Annotated in this window: 14 protein-coding genes; 12 read left to right on the forward strand and 2 right to left on the reverse strand. The window is 36.6% G+C overall.

Annotation, left to right across the window (positions count from 1 at the left end; genetic code table 11):
- Positions 1-38 precede the first annotated feature (38 nt).
- A complete protein-coding gene (gene sstT / locus CDOMC_RS03395; RefSeq protein ID WP_172127926.1) occupies positions 39-1,277 on the reverse strand; it encodes a serine/threonine transporter SstT in 1,239 nt (412 codons plus the stop codon).
- Positions 1,278-1,420: 143 nt separating this feature from the next.
- Between sstT and metK the strand changes: the two genes are divergently transcribed.
- Positions 1,421-2,626 carry a methionine adenosyltransferase gene (metK, locus tag CDOMC_RS03400; RefSeq protein ID WP_172127928.1) on the forward strand — a complete coding sequence of 402 codons (1,206 nt, stop codon included), beginning with the start codon at positions 1,421-1,423 and terminating at the stop codon, positions 2,624-2,626.
- 32 nt (positions 2,627-2,658) lie between these two features.
- On the opposite strand, the gene CDOMC_RS03405 is transcribed toward metK, so the two are convergent.
- Entirely contained in the window at positions 2,659-3,951 is a 1,293-nt protein-coding gene (locus tag CDOMC_RS03405; RefSeq protein ID WP_236861343.1) for an apolipoprotein N-acyltransferase, read from the reverse strand.
- An 11-nt stretch (positions 3,952-3,962) separates the two neighbouring features.
- Here CDOMC_RS03405 and yajC point away from each other — a divergent pair, with 11 nt between their 5' ends.
- Genes yajC through CDOMC_RS03460 form a run of 11 tightly spaced genes read left to right on the forward strand, consistent with a single transcriptional unit; the run spans position 3,963 to position 17,363 of the window.
- Positions 3,963-4,244, forward strand: a complete 282-nt coding sequence (gene yajC, locus CDOMC_RS03410; protein ID WP_172127932.1) for a preprotein translocase subunit YajC — start codon at positions 3,963-3,965, stop codon at positions 4,242-4,244.
- Positions 4,237-5,817 carry a protein translocase subunit SecD gene (gene secD, locus CDOMC_RS03415; protein WP_172129631.1) on the forward strand — a complete coding sequence of 527 codons (1,581 nt, stop codon included), beginning with the start codon at positions 4,237-4,239 and terminating at the stop codon, positions 5,815-5,817. The genes yajC and secD overlap by 8 nt, the downstream gene beginning before the upstream one ends.
- A 2-nt stretch (positions 5,818-5,819) precedes the next feature.
- Complete coding sequence (gene secF, locus CDOMC_RS03420; RefSeq protein ID WP_172127934.1) at positions 5,820-6,791, forward strand: protein translocase subunit SecF; 972 nt, start codon at positions 5,820-5,822, stop codon at positions 6,789-6,791.
- 9 nt (positions 6,792-6,800) lie between these two features.
- Positions 6,801-7,139, forward strand: coding sequence for a DUF6394 family protein (locus CDOMC_RS03425; RefSeq protein ID WP_172127936.1), 339 nt, complete (start codon positions 6,801-6,803; stop codon positions 7,137-7,139).
- Between the two features lie 8 nt (positions 7,140-7,147).
- Complete coding sequence (gene leuS, locus CDOMC_RS03430) at positions 7,148-9,613, forward strand: leucine--tRNA ligase (protein WP_172127938.1); 2,466 nt, start codon at positions 7,148-7,150, stop codon at positions 9,611-9,613.
- Between the two features lie 2 nt (positions 9,614-9,615).
- Complete coding sequence (locus tag CDOMC_RS03435; protein WP_172127940.1) at positions 9,616-10,155, forward strand: LPS assembly lipoprotein LptE; 540 nt, start codon at positions 9,616-9,618, stop codon at positions 10,153-10,155.
- Positions 10,136-11,686 (forward strand): GGDEF domain-containing protein, encoded by a 1,551-nt coding sequence (locus tag CDOMC_RS03440; protein ID WP_172127942.1) that lies wholly within the window; start codon positions 10,136-10,138, stop codon positions 11,684-11,686. The genes CDOMC_RS03435 and CDOMC_RS03440 overlap by 20 nt, the downstream gene beginning before the upstream one ends.
- Positions 11,683-12,870: a Mur ligase family protein gene (locus tag CDOMC_RS03445; protein WP_172127944.1), complete on the forward strand. Its 1,188-nt coding sequence runs from the start codon at positions 11,683-11,685 to the stop codon at positions 12,868-12,870. The genes CDOMC_RS03440 and CDOMC_RS03445 overlap by 4 nt, the downstream gene beginning before the upstream one ends.
- The gene (gene mfd, locus CDOMC_RS03450) at positions 12,851-15,796 is read left to right on the forward strand and encodes a transcription-repair coupling factor (protein WP_172127946.1); all 2,946 of its coding nucleotides are present in this window, start codon (positions 12,851-12,853) and stop codon (positions 15,794-15,796) included. The genes CDOMC_RS03445 and mfd overlap by 20 nt, the downstream gene beginning before the upstream one ends.
- Positions 15,796-16,560: an ATP-binding protein gene (locus CDOMC_RS03455; RefSeq protein ID WP_172127948.1), complete on the forward strand. Its 765-nt coding sequence runs from the start codon at positions 15,796-15,798 to the stop codon at positions 16,558-16,560. Before mfd ends, CDOMC_RS03455 begins: the two co-directional genes overlap by 1 nt.
- Positions 16,557-17,363 (forward strand): TIGR00282 family metallophosphoesterase, encoded by an 807-nt coding sequence (locus CDOMC_RS03460; protein WP_172127950.1) that lies wholly within the window; start codon positions 16,557-16,559, stop codon positions 17,361-17,363. The genes CDOMC_RS03455 and CDOMC_RS03460 overlap by 4 nt, the downstream gene beginning before the upstream one ends.
- Position 17,364: the final 1 nt, after the last annotated feature.

The following is a 17,364-nucleotide window of genomic DNA, read 5'->3' on the forward strand; positions in this document are numbered from 1 at the left end:
AAATTTAGTGTCCAAATAATGGACACTAAATTTATGTTTTATTTCATTGTTTCTGAAGCTATCGCTGTAAATACAACGTCTGAAGAGCTGTTTACCGCAGTTTCTACAGAGTCTTGAATAACGCCTATTATAAAACCTACTGCAACAACTTGCATGGCTATGTCGTTATTTATTCCAAAAAGAGCGCAAGCAAGAGGAACTAAAAGCAGCGATCCACCGGCAACTCCTGAAGCTCCGCAAGCGCCTATGGCAGAGATAAAGCTAAGGAGTAAGGCATCTGCAAAAGTAACAGTTATATGATCTATAGAATTTACTGCAGCAAGGGCTAAAACGCTGATGGTTACGGCAGCTCCTGCCATATTTATAGTAGCACCTAAAGGTATAGATATAGAATAAAGTTCCTCTCTAAGCCCTAATTTTTTACAAAGCGCCATATTTACAGGTATGTTCGCAGCTGAACTTCTTGTAAAGAACGCTGTTACGGCACTCTCTCTTACACAAGTCATTATGAGTGCATAAGGGTTTTTCTTAGTTACTACAAATACGATCATAGGGTTTACAACAAATGCTACAAATAGCATTGCGCCTACTAAAACCGCAATTAGTTTCATATATCCAGCTAGAGCCGCAAATCCTGTCTCGTGGATACTGATGGCAACAAGGCCAAAAATTCCAAATGGAGCTAGGCGGATTACAAATCTAACTATTTTAGTCACACCTTCACTTACGTCCACAAATACTTTTTTGGTCTCGCTCGAGCAGCCTCTCATGGCTATACCACCGCCTACAGCCCAAGTAATAATGCCTATATAGTTGCCTGTGCTTAGGGCTTGCACAGGATTTTGAACCATTTTAAAAATAAGATCTTTTAATACATCTATTACATTTTGAGGCGCACTCATGGTCGCTGTTTCCACACCTTTTAAAACGAGCTCAACTGGAAACATAAAGCTAGCCGCAACTGCAACTACAGCTGCCAAAAAAGTTCCAATTAGATATAGCGTAACGACTTTTGACATGCCTTTTGCTTCGCCGAATTCTTTAGTAATGATCGAGGTTGCAACCAATACAAAAACCAAAATAGGAGCAACAGCCTTTAAAGCACCTACGAATAAATTACCAAGAACGGAAATGCCGTTTAGAATTTTGTCTGCAAATTCGCTTCCGCTTGCATTTCCCCAAAAGCCAAAAATAGCACCAACAATGATACCGATTAGGATTTGAACAATCAGGTTTCCATCGGCAAAACGCTTAGCAATCTTGCTAAATCCACTCATTTTTACACCTTTATAAATTGAAAATTTGGGTTTAAGTATAGCCAAAAGATTCTGAAAAATTTTAAAATTTAACAAAAAATTAATATAAATTTTATTATGAAATGCTACAATTTTGCAATTTAATATAAAATTTAAGGAAAAATATGTACCTATTTACGTCTGAAGTAGTAAGTCCTGGTCATCCCGATAAATGTGCCGATATTATCGCTGATAGTATAGTAGATAGTATTTTAATGCAGGATCCAAATGGTAGGGTTGCTAGTGAGGTTTTTGTTGCCGGTAAAAACATTATAATCGGTGGCGAGATAAACTCGAAGGTTAAGCTTAGCTTTAAAGATTATGAGGGTATAGTTAAAAATGCTTTGGCTAAAATCGGTTATGACGGCAAGTCAAATTTTACAAAAGAGCAGTGCCTACATCCTGATGATATAGAGGTAAAAGTTTGTATCAATCAGCAAAGTAGCGATATAAATCAAGGTGTAGATCAGGCTGATGGCGAAATAGGCGCAGGCGATCAAGGTATAATGTTTGGTTTTGCTAGTTGCGAAGCTAAGGAATTTATGCCAGCTGCCATTACTTACGCAAGAATGCTTTGCGATAAAGTGTATAAATTTGCTAAAGTAAATCCAGACAAGCTTGGTGTCGATATAAAGACTCAAGTTACAATTGATTATGATACGAAAGATAATTTTGAAAATTGCAGACCGCAAAATATTCATACTATTGTTGTTTCGGCTCCTTGTGTGGAGAGTATGAAGATAGAGGAGCTTAGATCTCTTATTCAAGAGCTTATAGACGATACCGGTCTTCCAAAAGAGCTATATAATAAAGACAAGACAATAATTTATATAAACCCAACCGGCAGATATGTAAATCACAGCTCTCTTCATGACAGCGGATTAACAGGTCGCAAGCTAATAGTAGATAGTTTTGGCGGATATGCCCCTATAGGTGGCGGTGCTCAAAGTTCAAAAGACTACACTAAAGTCGATCGTAGCGGACTTTATGCGGCTAGATATATAGCTAAAAACATAGTTGCAGCAGGACTTGCTAAAAAGTGCATTGTGCAGCTAAGCTATGCTATAGGTGTTGCAAAACCAACTTCTGTTAGTGTTGATACCATGGGAACACATATAAATGGCATTAATGATGATGTTTTATCGCATTTTGTTATGGAAAATTTCCCTCTAACTCCAAGATGGATAACTCAAAAATTTGGACTTGATAAGCCTGGTAAGGATACGTTTTTATATGCAAAAGTTGCCGCTAAAGGTCAAGTCGGAAATGCCAAATATCCGTGGGAGAAGCTAGACTCCGTAGAAATTTTCAAATCACTTGTATCTAAATAAATAATATTTAAAACAAAATTTCTTGCTTGGTCCTAGCTACGGGCAAGAAATTTTAATAAATCACTTCTAAAAATTTTCTTTATCAAACTTTCTTTTGGGGTTATGATCTCGCTTTTTGAGCCGTTTACGCTGTGGTAAATTGTTTTATTATATTTAGTGGCGTAATATTTAATCAAAAGGCGTTGTAAATTTGGCTCGGTTGAGGGCACAAACCAACCGTTGTTTGTGATAGCTATCATCACGTCAAATTCGCCCTTAAATAGCTCGTATCGCGTAGCTTCATAGCAGATTGCATTGCGAATTTTAACTCCGTCTATCTCGTAATCGCTAACTGAATTTGCCTTTTTGAAATCCTTGCTACCGTCAAAAAATAGCTCGTTTATCAAATTTTTCATCAAATTTGGAAGTGGAATCTCTTCACCGAATGGTACTAGCACAAATTTATCAAATCGCTTCATCTCGCCTTTATCAAATAAAAAAGTCGAGTTGTAACTTTGCCCGTTTTCATAAGCCAAAGCTCCTACAACGATAGCGATCTTTTGAGATTTTTCTTTAAGCTCGGCTACTAAATTTCGCTCGTGCGTCATAAATGTAGGAAATACGCTTTCGGGCATGATTATAATTCTTTTGCCTTCGTTTATCGCTTCATCTATCATCTTTAAATTTTGGTTTATAAACTCATTTTTAAGCGATTTTTCCCACTTTAAAGCTTGAGGTACGTTTGTATTTGCAAGAGCAACTTCAAAAGGCAAAATTTTAGCCTTAGTATCGTTATACTGAACCGCAAAAAGCAAAAGTGTGATAAAAGCTAAAAATTTAAGCTTTGTTTTTATGTAAAATAGCGATAAAATCGCAGCAAAAATAAAGACAAAACCGTATAAATTTGGCTTAAAAATTCCAACCACAAATATCGCCTCAAAATTTAGCCAGTTGAAATTAAAAGGATGCAAATTTGAAATTAAAATGAGCAAAATAGCTCTAAGCCAAATTTGAGGAGGAATTGCCGCGATAAAAAACATAAATCCATACACAATGCCGATAAATAAAATTTCAAGCGGAATAAGATAGCCAAATCCGTAATACGCAAGGCTAAAACTAATCCAATAAAACCATAAAATTCCTACAAAAAATCCTGTCGTAAAAAATTCATATTTGTTAAATTTAAGAAGCGTATAAAATCCGTAAATGGCAAGAAAAGGGGATATGAAATTTAGTATTGCTAAGTCAAAAATCGATACAAATATAAAATTTGATATCAAAAAAGCACTAAAAAAGGCTTTTCTTATAATTTTAGTGCTAAAATATTTAATTAAAAATTTTTTCATTAAGGAATACAATGCAAGAAGGCAATTTTTTAGCTTCATTACTACCTCTGATCGTGCTTTTCGCGATTTTTTACTTTTTGGTTATTAGACCGCAGCAAAAACAGCAAAAAGAGCATCAAAAGATGCTTGCAGCCCTAGAAAAAGGTGATAAGATCATTACTTCTGGCGGACTTTACTGCGAGGTTATCAAACCAGAAGATGATTTTATCAAAGTTAAACTTAACGATGATGTAATAGTGCGTATAAGCCGTGACTTTGTTGCCAGAAAAATCGAGACTAAAGTCAATGCGTAGTGCTAAGGTAACATATAGACTCGTTATCTTTTTAATAGCTCTAATTTTTGGCATAGGGTTTTCTATGCCATCTTTTTTGCAGACACAAGGCGGATCTAAGATCAATTTAGGACTTGACCTTCAAGGTGGCTTATATATGCTTCTTGGTGTAGAAACTCAAGAGGCTATACATTCTAAGATAAAGTCCGTGGCATCAGGTATAAATTACTATGCTGGCAAAGAAGATATCTTGATAGATAACTTTAAAATAAAAGAAGAGCATGTTAGCTTTGAGCTTTTAGATAGCGATGATCAAAATAAGATAGATGGAATGCTAAAAGAGATTCAGGGGCTTGATATTCAAAAAGATGGACTTAAATATAGTATCAGGCTAACCGAAGCAGAGCAAGTGCAAACTATTGAGTATGCGATAAATCAAGCTGTTGAGACTATCAGAAACAGGCTTGATCAGTTTGGTTTGGCTGAACCAACAGTGGCAAGACAAGGCAAAGAAAATATCCTGGTTGAGCTTCCTGGAGTAAAGACTCAGGCTGACGAGCAGCGTGCTCGCGAGCTAATCGCAAAAGCGGCTCATCTGCAATTAATGGCGCTTGATGATAAAAGGCAATCTCAAGCAAATTCGATGAGTAGAGCTGAGGCTGAGAGCTATGGAGTGATCATATATCCAGACGTTAAAAATGAGCAACAAAAATATGCTGTAAAAAATATCCCGGTACTTGACGGATCAATGCTAACGGATGCTAGAGTAGCCTTTGATCAGCGAACCAACGCTCCAATTATAAATTTTACTTTAAATGCTGAAGGCGCTAGGATATTTGGAGATTTTACAGGAGCAAATGTAGGCAAAAGACTTGCTATAGTGCTTGATGGTAGAGTGTATTCAGCACCTGTGATAAATGAGCGTATAGGTGGCGGAAGCGGTCAGATAAGCGGAGGCTTTAGCGTAGAAGAAGCTCACGACCTTGCTATCGCACTTAGAAGCGGTGCGCTTTTAGCACCTGTAAAGATGCTTGAAAAAAGAAGCATAGGTCCAAGCCTTGGTGCTGATAGTATAAATAAGAGTATGATGGCTCTTATTGGCGCTTCTATTTTAATTGTCGTGTTTATGGTTGCATATTACGGATTTTCTGGAGTTTTAGCAAATATTGCACTTGTGGCAAATATATTTATTCTTATAGCTGTTATGGCTATGTTTGGAGCTACTTTAACTCTGCCTGGAATGGCTGGTATAGTACTTACCGTAGGTATGGCCGTGGATGCGAACGTAATTATAAACGAACGTATAAGAGAGTTTTTAAGAGATGGGCAGGGCGTAGCCTTAAGCGTGAGAAAAGGCTACGAAAACGCAATGAGTGCGATTGTGGATGCAAATTTAACCTCTATTATTACTTCTGTTGTTCTTTATGCTTATGGAACAGGTCCTGTTAAGGGTTTTGCCGTGACTATGAGTATTGGTATAGCAGCATCTATGCTAACTGCTATTTTAGGTACTCGCGGTATGTTTGACACTATAATGGATAAGATAGAAAAGAGCGGCAATACCAGAATTTGGTTTGGATACAAGAGAGGATAATAATGCAAATTTTTTCAAAAGCACATGTTTATGATTTTATGGGTAAGCGCTATATCGCTCTTGCTATATCTGCTATTTTGTTTTTTGGCTCGATATTCTTACTTGCTACTAAAGGGCTAAATTACGGTATTGATTTCTCGGGCGGAACGCTTATTCAGATAAAGTATGATACAAAAGCACCTCTTGATAAGATTAGAGAAGCTTTGTATAAGGATGAGACTTTAAAAAATGCCTCTGTGACTGAATTTGGCTCAGAAGAAGAGATAACTATACGTTTTTCTGGCTCAAGCTCAAATTTGGGTAGCGATATCGGCACTAGCGTGTCTCAACTGTTGAAAGATACCGGTAGTTTCGAGGTTCGACGTGTTGATGTGGTTGGACCTAAAGTAGGAGATGAGCTTAGACAAAAAGGAATGATGGCGATAGCTATGTCTCTTTTGGGTATCTTAATTTATGTCGCATTTAGATTTGAATGGAGGTTCGCGATGGCTGCGATATTTGCTGAGGCTTATGATGTTGTAATAGCCTTGGGCGCCATTTGCTTATTTAGGATTGATGTAAATTTGGATATTTTGGCTGCGGTTTTAACGATCATAGGCTATTCTTTAAATGATAAGATTATTATCTTTGATAGGATTAGAGAGAGCATAAACACAAGTAAGAATTCGGCTCTTGAGATGATTATAAACGAATCTGTCTCCGCGACACTTTCAAGAACTATTCTTACATCTGTAACTACTTTAATGGTTGTTTTGACACTATTTTTATATGGTGGAGATATGATACACGGCTTTTCTTTGGTGCTTTTAGTGGGTATAGTCGGAGGAACTCTAAGCTCTATCTACATAGCTTCTCCGATGCTTCTTTGGTTTAAATTTAGCGTGGAGAAATATAGAGCAAAAGAGGCTGAAAAGATGAAAGCGAAAAAAGAGCGCGAAAGACAAAGAGCTATGTTTGAAAAAGGCTTGGTGTAAGGAGGATTTATGAACTGGGGTAAGGTTGTTTATATCTTTTTTGCGCTGATGAGTCTAACGACTACGGCGGGTTTTTTGTATGATAAAAATGAGATAGCGCTATTTGTAGCTGCGAGTGTAAATTTAGTCTCTACGCTACTTAAAATCGGTGTTAAAAATATTTTGTCAGCCGAGCTTTTTGCTAGCTCACTTGTTGCTGATTTGCACCTTATACCTGCATTTGTAGTGCTTCAAACAACCGGAAATATGACCGTTGTTTACTCGCTTGCAATCGGTGCTGCTATCGCAAACTTTTTTTCACTTTCGCTTGTTTTAGTTGAAGCAAGTAAGACCCAAGAAGAATTTTAGGAGATAAAATGGCTGAAAATTTGAAGTATGATGCCTTAAAAATTGAGAAAAAATGGCAAGAAATTTGGTTAAAAAACGAAGAATTTGAACCAAAAGATGATTATAACCTGCCTAAAAAATATATCTTAAGCATGTTTCCATACCCGAGCGGACGTATCCACATGGGACACGTAAGAAACTACTCAATAGGCGACGTACTGGCAAGATATTACAGAAAGCAAGGCTATAACGTGCTTCATCCGATAGGATTTGACAGCTTTGGCATGCCTGCCGAAAATGCGGCTATACAACATAAAATTCATCCTAAAATTTGGACTTATGAAAATATCGATTATATGAGAGCTGAGCTTTTGTCACTCGGTTTTTCATTTTCTAAAAATAGAGAATTTGCGACATCCGATCCGCTTTATACGAAATTTGAGCAGGAATTTTTCATCAAAATGTATGAAAAAGGGCTTGTTTACCGCAAAAATGCTGTGGTAAATTGGTGCGAGCACGATCAAACCGTTCTTGCAAACGAACAGGTTGAGGATGGCTGCTGCTGGAGATGCGGAAATAGCGTGATCCAGCGCGAATTACCGGGGTATTATCTAAAGATAACCGATTATGCCGAGGAGCTTTTGGCCGATCTTGAAAAGCTAAAAGACAAGTGGCCAAATCAAGTAATCACAATGCAGGAAAACTGGATCGGCAAGAGCTTTGGTCTTGAGTTTAAATTTAGCCTTGATGAGGCTTCAAAAGAGCTTTTAGGCGGAGAAATTCAAGGATTTGAGGTTTTTACTACTCGTCCTGATACGATTTACGGAGTTAGCTATACTGCACTTGCTCCTGAACACAAGATAGTCAAAAAGCTGCTTGAGAGCGGAAATTTAAGCGATGAGGCAAATGAGAAAATAAAAGCTATGCTAAATCAAAGCCCAAGAGAGCGCCAAGCAAGCGAAAAAGACGGTGTCTTTTTAGGAATTTACGTAATTCATCCTTTAACGGGCGATAAAGTGCCTGTTTGGGTGGCGAATTTTGTTTTGGCCGACTATGGAAGCGGGGCTGTTATGGCGGTTCCTGCGCATGATGAGAGGGATTTTGAATTCGCTAGTAAATTTAGCTTGCCTATTAAATGGGTAATTAAGCCTATTGATAGCGAAGCGGACAGCTCAAAAGCATTTACCGAAAGCGGAATTTGTATAAATTCGCCACTTATAAATGGGCTAAATAATGAAGAGGCAAAGCTTAAGATCATAGAAAAATTTGAAAGCGAAAAGATCGGAAAAAGAGTTGTAAATTTTAAAATTCGCGACTGGGGAATTTCTCGCCAAAGATATTGGGGTGCGCCTATTCCTATGATTCATTGTGATAAGTGTGGGGTAGTTTGTGAAGATATTAAAAATTTGCCCGTAGCCTTACCTGATGATGTTGAGATAACTGGCGAAGGAAATCCACTTGATAAGCATCCAAGATGGAAGCATGCTAAGTGTCCAAAATGTGGCGGTGATGCAATTCGTGAGACCGATACTATGGATACGTTTTTTGAGAGTAGCTGGTATTTCGCCAGATATGCAAGCGATCATAAGACTTGGAATGAAAAAGCCTTTGATGAAAAGAGCGTAAATTACTGGATGAACGTCGATCAGTATATCGGCGGAATAGAGCATGCGATACTGCATCTTTTATATGCGAGATTTTTCCAAAAGGCGCTCAGAGATCTTGGGTATTTGCGTGATGATGAGCCTTTTGAGAGGTTGCTTACTCAAGGAATGGTGTTAAAAGACGGTAAAAAGATGAGTAAGAGTAAGGGCAATGTCGTAGATCCTGACGATATCATTAAAAACTACGGAGCCGATACTGCAAGGCTGTTTATACTCTTTGCTGCACCTCCTCAAAAAGAGCTTGAATGGAACGATAGCGCGGTTGAAGGTGCGTTTAGATTTTTAAATAGGCTTTATGATAAAGCAGGAAGCGTTAAAAAGTGCTCTAAAATTCCTGACATTAATCACTCTGAACTTAATAAAGAAGAAAAATATGCTCGCGCGAAAGTCTATGAGTCGCTTAAGAAATCTCAAGAGGTATATACTCAAAGCTTTACTTTTAATACTCTCATAGCTGCGTGCATGGAGGCTTTAAACGCGGTAAACGCGCAAAACAACGAAGATGTAACTACTGAAGCGTTTTTTATCATACTAAATTTGCTTGAGCCGATCGTGCCTCATATCGCAAACGAGTTAAGCGAAAATTTATTTACCAGAGCAAATTTTGGCACTATTGAGATAAAAGAAGAGGTGTTTGAAAAAGATAGCCTAAATTTAGCCATTACGGTAAATGGCAAAAGAAGAGGCGAGGTTGAAGTGCCAAGCGACGCTAGCGAAGCTGAAATTTTAAAATCGGCCAAAGAAGCCGTATCTAAATGGCTTGAAGGAAAAGAGCTCGTAAAAGAAATTTATGTGCAAGGAAAGCTTGTAAATTTGGTGGTAAAAGGTTAGATATGAGATTTGTAGCCGCAATTTTTATCGCTGTTTTTTTAATCGGGTGCGGGTATAAGCCTCTTTCAAAAATTACAAAAGATATTATGGGCGAAGATGTTTATGTACATGTGGTTATAGACAGAGCCGATCCAAAAAGCAGTGTATGGATAGCAGACAGCATAAAAGAGGGCATAGTATCAAGACTAAATAGAAAACTTAGTGGCGATAAAAATGCAAAAACAAAGATAATAGCATCTGTAAAATCTGTAAATTTACAAGCACTTCTTTATGATGAAGATGGTTATGTATCCTTATATAAAGCTGTTTTAAAAATGGAATTTGATACTAAATTGGAAAATGGGAAAAGCCATAAGAGTATAACTACTGGCGAGTATGATTTTACTATTTCTAAAAAAATAAAGGATATTCGCTATGCAGATAGCGTAATCAGTGAAACAGATAGATATAATGCAATAAAGGAGGCTTCAAAGGAGGCTTTTGAAGAGTATTTAGCGGTGCTTGCAGTAAAAGGGTTTAAAAATGTCATCAACAATTACTAAAATTATAAGAGATACTATTAGTACGATTAAAGAGAGAAATTTAATACTTACTCCTGATAACTACACAGAAGTTTTTTGTGAAGTAGCGAAAAAAAATGGCTATGTAAGTCCTGATTGCCAAAAGCTTGAAAAGTATCTTTCTAGGCTAAATGAAGATCTTGTAGATCAACTAAAACAAAAAAGAGTTAAAAATATAGACGAATTATTTGCATTTATGTCGGCTAAATTAAACTCATCAAATATAAATGAATTAACCAGGCTTATACACTCACTTGTTTTTATGAGTAAAAGAATACTTCAAGCAGTGACTGTTCTTCATAATAAAGAAGCTAAAAAATTAGCAGAATTAAGTATCGATACTCTTAGTAAAAAACTTGATATATCATCTATTGATCTAATTAGAGATAAGTGGTTTGAGTTTTTAACGGATTATGATGATCTATTTATTAGAAGACTTGGTTTTTATGGTGTTAAAAGTTTTGATGATTTACAAGCGGCTGTTACAGAACTTGATAATGCTTCTATAAGATCAGGTGACACTATTCATCTGTGTCAGAAGATAGTACATATTATAGTATGTGCTCTTGCCCCTTCTATATCTGAAAGCATGAATGCTGAAATTGCAGGTTTTGAACTTAGTTTAAAGAATGACCCTAAGCTACTAGAAGCTGACGAGACTCAGGACAATATACAAAAACTTATCAAAAGACGTATAGAACTTGACAGGGCTGAAATTTCAAGCAAAGTTTCTGTTTTAAATGATGTTCTTGAAGGCATAAATACAAGGCTTTTAAATATGATGAGTAGCTCTTCTACTAGTGGAGCTAAAATGCAAGATATTAAAAAAGATTTAAATTCCATCAATCTAAAAGAAGATGGTTTTGAGAGTATTAGAGATAAGCTTATTATCATAGCTGAATCTTTAGGCAATGAGACAGAGCAATTTTCTTTACAAGTAAGTAGCGATCAAAAAAGGATAAAAGAGCTTCAAGATAGAATTAGCAGTCTTGAGGGTGAATTGGCAATGGTTAAGGCTGAGAGCAAGGAGGATTTTTTAACAAAAACTGCCACAAAAAGAGCCTTGATGGAAGAGTTGGATCGAATGGAAGATAAATATAGGAGATACAATATCGACTATTCTTTATGCTTCTTTGATATAGATTATTTTAAAAAGATTAACGATACATATGGTCATGACGCAGGAGATGTTATAATAGCAAGTATTGGAAAGATATTAAAAAAATACTCAAGAAAAGTTGATTTCGTAGCAAGATATGGCGGAGAGGAGTTTGTAATGTTACTTCCTCAAAGTTCTTTAGTAGATAGTGTTAATTTTGCAAACAAAATTCGCGATATTATAGAAAATTCAAAATTTATGTATAAAGATGAGCGAATAGATGTTACTATAAGTTGTGGAGTAACCATAAGAAGCTCTAATAAAAGTTCATCCTCAACTCTTGAATATGCCGATAAGATGCTTTATATAGCTAAACAAAACGGTAGAAATCAAGTTGTGCCAAATATGATATGAAGCTGGATGAATTTTTAAGCCACAAACCATTTTTTTACAAAGAGATTGATTATACTCGTATGCCAAGGGCTTGGGATAGTATAAAGAATAATTTAAAGCATTTTAAAATCATTCATATTATAGGTACTAACGGTAAAGGCTCAACCGGACGATTTTTAGCTCAAATTTTAAGATTAAGTGGTAAGAGCGTTGGGCACTATACAAGCCCTCATATATTTGAATTTAGTGAGAGATTTTGGCTAAATGGAGATGTTGTAGGTAGTCAAATTTTAGAGTCGGCTCATGAGCGTTTGCAAACTATGCTTAGCGATGAATTGAAAGTCAAAACTAGCTATTTTGAGTATGCTACCTTACTTGCGGCTGTGCTTTTTAGCGAATGCGACTATTTTGTTTGTGAATGCGGTATGGGCGGAGAGCTTGATGCTACAAACGTCTTTGATAAAATTTTAAGTGTTTTTACTCCGATTGGGCTTGATCATACTGCTGTTTTAGGAGACACAATAGAGCAAATTTCAACTACTAAATTTAAAGCTATGCAAGAAAATTCCCAAGCTATACTAAATGACGAGATGAATAGCATAAGTACTCATGTGGCATTTTTGATAGCAGCTTCTAAAAGAGTAAGAGTGAATTTTGCAAGTGAAATTTTAGAGAAAGATGATATAGAAAACATCAAAAAATACGCTATTAAATTTTCGCTTCCATATTTTTTGATATCAAATTTATCTCTTGCAGTCGCAGCCTCAAAAAGACTTATTAATAAGATTGATATAACAAATTTAGACGAGCTGAATCTGCGCGGAAGATGCGAAAAAGTAGCTGAAAATATATATGTGGATGTTGGTCATAACGAGCTTGCCGCACTAGCCATAGCTCAAAAATTTATCGGCAAAAAGCTTGTTTTGATATATAACTCTTTTGCCGATAAGGACTATAGATCGGTATTAAAGACTCTTAAACCCATAATAAAAAGAGTTGAAATTTATCAATATGAGAGCGGCGAACGTGAGCTAGCTACCGATGAAATCAGAAAAACTCTTAATGAGTTAAATATAGAGCATAGAGATTTTTTAGCAAATATTGACAATTTACACGAAAATAAAGATGAGTTATATCTGGCTTTCGGCTCTTTTTATCTTGTCGAAGCTTTTTTAAGGCGTTTTAATGCAAGCAAAAATTTATGAGTATTTTTTAAATCCAAGTGAGATAGAGCTTCTTGTATGTGAGGATGACAAAGAAGCTTTAATGATAGAGAACGCTTTAAATTTCACCGATATAAAGGCCTTTAGATTGCCTGATTTTAGGGCGAATTTTGGAGATGATCTTCGCTCTTTTAGTAGTGAACTTTTTGAAATATCTTCGGTTTTGTCTAAATTTTATGAATTTAACAAGAAAAAAGTTTTAATAAGTCCGATTTTAACTATATTAAATAAATTGCCCGGTAAAAAACATCTTCAAAAACGTATATTAAATTTTGCCGACACTTTAAATCAGCAAGAATTTGCAGACGAGCTTATACGATTTGGATATGAGCCTGTAGATATCGTGGAGAGCGAAGGAGAGTTTTGCATAAGAGGCGAAATAGTAGATATTTTTTGCGTTGGTAGTGAGGAGCCCTGTAGAATTTTACTTTTTGATCAAGAGATTGAAAGCATACGCCACTATTCGCCTCAAACTCAAATTTCAAACAAAACAGAGCTTGATAGTGTTGAAATTTTGCCGTTTATAGCAGGACTTAGCAAGAGTGAATTCGAAAGCGTGAGCCAAAAAATAGAGAATTTGCAATCCGATGTATTGATAGGCAGTCTAAATTCTCTCGGATTTTGGGCGATAGATGATTTTATTGATTATGTAAGCGAATTTAAAACGGCTTTAGTTAAAAAATTTGATTTTGAACTTTTTGAAAGAGACACATCAAAGCTTCAAAATTTGCCTATTTTACCGGAAGCAAAAAAATATAAAGAGCTTTTTGTAACTCCGAATAAAGATTTTTTTGATCTAAATTCTAATAAAAATATTAAGGTTTTAGCGCGCAATGAAGGGCTTTTTAACGCTTTAAATTTAAGCGAATACAAAAATGTAAATTTTATAAAAAGTGAGGCGGTTTTAAATTTAACATCTGCCAATGAAATTATTATTTCACTTAATAAATTTGAGAAAAAAAAGCGTGCCAAACGTGCAAGTATCGTAATAGACGAATTAAAGATAAATGATTATGTAGTTCATGAAGAGTATGGAATAGGTAGATTTCTAGGACTTGAAAAGATCACTGTTTTAGGCGCTACAAGGGAATTTGTAGTCATAGCCTATCAAAATGAGGATAAGCTTCTTTTGCCTGTGGAGCATTTAAATCTTATAGATAGATATATAGCGCAAAATGGCTCAATTGCGGTACTTGACAGGCTTGGTAAGGCTAGTTTCGCAAAGATCAAAGAAAAAGTTCGTCAAAAATTATTTGTAATCGCATCAAAGATCATAAATTTAGCCGCCCAAAGAGAGTTAATACGTGGTGAAATCATTAAAAAAGATGATATGGAGTATCTTACTTTTTTGCAAAATGCCGGTTTTGAATATACAAAGGATCAAGAGCGCGCCGTAAACGATATCTCAAGCGATCTTGCAAGCGGAAAAGTTATGGATAGACTCTTAAGTGGCGATGTGGGATTTGGCAAAACAGAAGTTGCCATGAATGCTATATTTAAATGCGTAAAATCAGGCTTTCAAGCTTTATTTTTCGTTCCTACGACTTTGCTCTCAGCCCAGCATTACAAGAGCCTAAAAGAGCGATTTAGTAAATTTGACATCAAAGTTTTTAGGCTTGATCGCTTTACTTCTACAAAAGAAAAATCGGTTTTAACAAAGGCTTTAAATGATGGAGAGCCTTGCATATGTGTAGGAACCCACTCGCTTTTAAGCATGAAAGCTTCAAATTTGGGACTTATCATAATAGATGAGGAGCATAAATTCGGCGTCAAGCAAAAAGAGAAGCTAAAGGAAATTTCAAGCGCTTCTCATATCTTGTCAATGAGCGCAACGCCGATTCCAAGAAGCCTAAATATGGCGCTTAGTAAGGTAAAGACCTATTCGGTTTTGCAAACTCCTCCTAGCTCAAGGCTGGATGTCAGAACAAGTGTAAGAGAGTGGGATGAAAAAGCTCTTAAAGAAGCGATTTTAAGGGAGCTTAGAAGGGGCGGACAGGTATTTTATATTCATAATCATATAGCTACTATGGAGCAGACTAAAAAGGAGCTAAAATCCATTCTTTCAAATTTGAGAATTTTGACTCTTCACTCCAAGATAGATGCTAAGACTACCGAAGATGAGATGATGAAATTTGAAAGAGGCGAATACGATCTACTCTTATGCACAAGTATCGTAGAAAGCGGAATACATCTTCCAAATGTAAATACTATTATAGTAGAAAGTGCTAATAAATTCGGTATGGCAGACCTTCATCAGTTAAGAGGTAGAGTTGGAAGAAGTGATAAGCAGGCGTATTGCTACTTCTTGGTCGAGGATAAAAATGAGCTTACACCAGAAGCCTTAAAGCGGCTTGTAGCGCTTGAGAGCAACTCGTTTTTGGGCTCTGGTGCAGTTCTTGCCTATCATGATTTGGAGATTAGAGGTGGTGGAAATCTCATAGGTGAGGCTCAAAGTGGTCACATTGAAGCCATAGGATATTCGCTATATATTAAGATGCTTGAAGAGGAGATAAATAATCTTTTAAACAACGAAAGCTTTAAAAGTAAAAAAGTTGATCTAAAACTTAGTATAAATGCCTTTTTAAATCCTGAATTTATAAGTGAAGACAGGCTTAGACTGGAGCTCTATCGCCGCCTTAGCAAGTGCGAGGATGTAAGTGGAGTTTATGAGATAGAGAGTGAGCTTGAGGATAGATTTGGTAAAATTGATAGATATACAAAGCAGTTTTTGGAGTTAATTATTATTAAAATTTTAGCAGCAAAATCTGATTTTAAATTGATTTCAAACAGCGGCCAAAATATAGTTTTGACAAATTTAAAAGATGAGAAAACTGTGCTTAAATCAAAGAGCAGAGATGATGACGATATAATCGAGGAAATTTTAGTGTTTTTAAGAAAGATTAAGTGATGATTGATTGGAACTTAACCTATGCAGCTGTTTTTAGACGCAAAAATGGTAGCTTAAGAGCTGTAGAGGATGTGGATTTTGTGAATATAGATGAGCTTATAGGCATTGATATACAAAAAGAACAGCTTGTTAATAATACAAGAAATTTTATTGAAAATAATAGTGCTAATCATGCGATTTTGTGGGGTGCAAGAGGGTGCGGCAAGAGCAGCTTGGTAAAGGCTGTTTTTACTAAATTTCATAACGAGAGCTTAAGACTCATAGAGCTTAGAAGCGATGAACTTGAATTTATCGTTGATATCATCGATGAGGTTAGAAGAACGAATTACAAATTCATCATCTACTGCGATGATCTAAGCTTTGAAGCGGGAGATACGAACTATAAATTTTTAAAGCCGATTTTAGAAGGCTCGATAGAAAAAGCCCCTAAAAACGTACTTATCTACGCCACTTCAAACCGCCGACATCTAATCAGCGAGCTAAAAAGCGACAACGAAGGCACAAGCGTAACTAGCGACGAGATCCACTATGCAGAAAGTGTGGATGAGAAAATTTCGCTATCTGATCGCTTCGGTCTTTGGATAAGTTTCTATCAGGGAAGCTTTACCGAGTATCTTAAGATCGTGGATTTTTATTTTAAAGACTACACGGGCGATAGGCAGATGCTTCACGAGCTTGCTAAAAACTACTCTGCGCTTAGAGCGAGCAGATCAGGCCGAACCGCAAAGCAGTTTTATCTATCTTATAAAGAGAAGCTTTTGTGAGAGCGGGATTTATAGGTGATATCGTAGGGCGAGCCGGTCGTAAGATCGTCTCTGAAAACGTTAAAAAGATGCGGGATAAATTTGGGCTTGATTTCGTCATTGCAAACTGTGAAAATGCAAGTGGAGGCTTTGGACTAAGCGCTCAAAACGCAGCCGAGCTGCTAGAGTGCGGTATAGACGCTATAACCGGTGGCAATCACAGCTTTGATAAAAAAGAGATCGGCTCGCTTATGGATAGCTTGCCGATCATTCGTCCGTATAATCACTTCGCAGGAACTGCTGGCAAAGGCGTGATAAATTTAAAAAGAGGCGAAGTAAGCTTGAGTGTCATAAATTTGATGGGTCATTACGCTATGCCTCATACAAATAACGCCTTTTTAGAGGTGCAAAACGCGCTAAAGGAGTGCGAGAGCCAAAACGTGCTCATTGATTTTCACGCGGAAGCCACGAGCGAGAAAAACGCGATATTTGGCTATCTAAACGGACAGGTTAGCGCGATATTTGGCACGCATACTCACGTTGGCACTGATGATTTGCAAATTTTAAATCATACCGCTTATGCAAGCGATGTGGGTTTAAGCGGAGCCTTTGACGGAGTTATCGGTATGGACAAAGAAGCGCCTATTAAGACGTTTTTAACGGGCTTTAAGCACTCTTTTAAGGTAAATGAAAGGTGCAGGCGGATATTTCAGATGATAGTTTTTGAGTGCGAAGAGGGCAGGTGTATAGACGCTTTTAAAGTTAGAGTCATAGACGGCATAGATGAGATGCAGGTGCAAAACGCACTTAAATTTGATAAGTAGG

This window comes from Campylobacter sp. RM16192 (assembly GCF_004803855.2).
Taxonomy (GTDB): Bacteria; Campylobacterota; Campylobacteria; order Campylobacterales; family Campylobacteraceae; genus Campylobacter_A.

Bases quoted from the DNA above. Each gene is read 5' to 3' on its own strand.
- sstT (WP_172127926.1), bottom strand. From the start codon at position 1,277: ATGAGTGGATTTAGCAAGATTGCTAAGCGTTTTGCCGATGGAAACCTG.
- metK (WP_172127928.1), top strand. From the start codon at position 1,421: ATGTACCTATTTACGTCTGAAGTAGTAAGTCCTGGTCATCCCGATAAA.
- CDOMC_RS03405 (WP_236861343.1), bottom strand. From the start codon at position 3,951: ATGAAAAAATTTTTAATTAAATATTTTAGCACTAAAATTATAAGAAAA.
- yajC (WP_172127932.1), top strand. From the start codon at position 3,963: ATGCAAGAAGGCAATTTTTTAGCTTCATTACTACCTCTGATCGTGCTT.
- secD (WP_172129631.1), top strand. From the start codon at position 4,237: ATGCGTAGTGCTAAGGTAACATATAGACTCGTTATCTTTTTAATAGCT.
- secF (WP_172127934.1), top strand. From the start codon at position 5,820: ATGCAAATTTTTTCAAAAGCACATGTTTATGATTTTATGGGTAAGCGC.
- CDOMC_RS03425 (WP_172127936.1), top strand. From the start codon at position 6,801: ATGAACTGGGGTAAGGTTGTTTATATCTTTTTTGCGCTGATGAGTCTA.
- leuS (WP_172127938.1), top strand. From the start codon at position 7,148: ATGGCTGAAAATTTGAAGTATGATGCCTTAAAAATTGAGAAAAAATGG.
- CDOMC_RS03435 (WP_172127940.1), top strand. From the start codon at position 9,616: ATGAGATTTGTAGCCGCAATTTTTATCGCTGTTTTTTTAATCGGGTGC.
- CDOMC_RS03440 (WP_172127942.1), top strand. From the start codon at position 10,136: ATGTCATCAACAATTACTAAAATTATAAGAGATACTATTAGTACGATT.
- CDOMC_RS03445 (WP_172127944.1), top strand. From the start codon at position 11,683: ATGAAGCTGGATGAATTTTTAAGCCACAAACCATTTTTTTACAAAGAG.
- mfd (WP_172127946.1), top strand. From the start codon at position 12,851: ATGCAAGCAAAAATTTATGAGTATTTTTTAAATCCAAGTGAGATAGAG.
- CDOMC_RS03455 (WP_172127948.1), top strand. From the start codon at position 15,796: ATGATTGATTGGAACTTAACCTATGCAGCTGTTTTTAGACGCAAAAAT.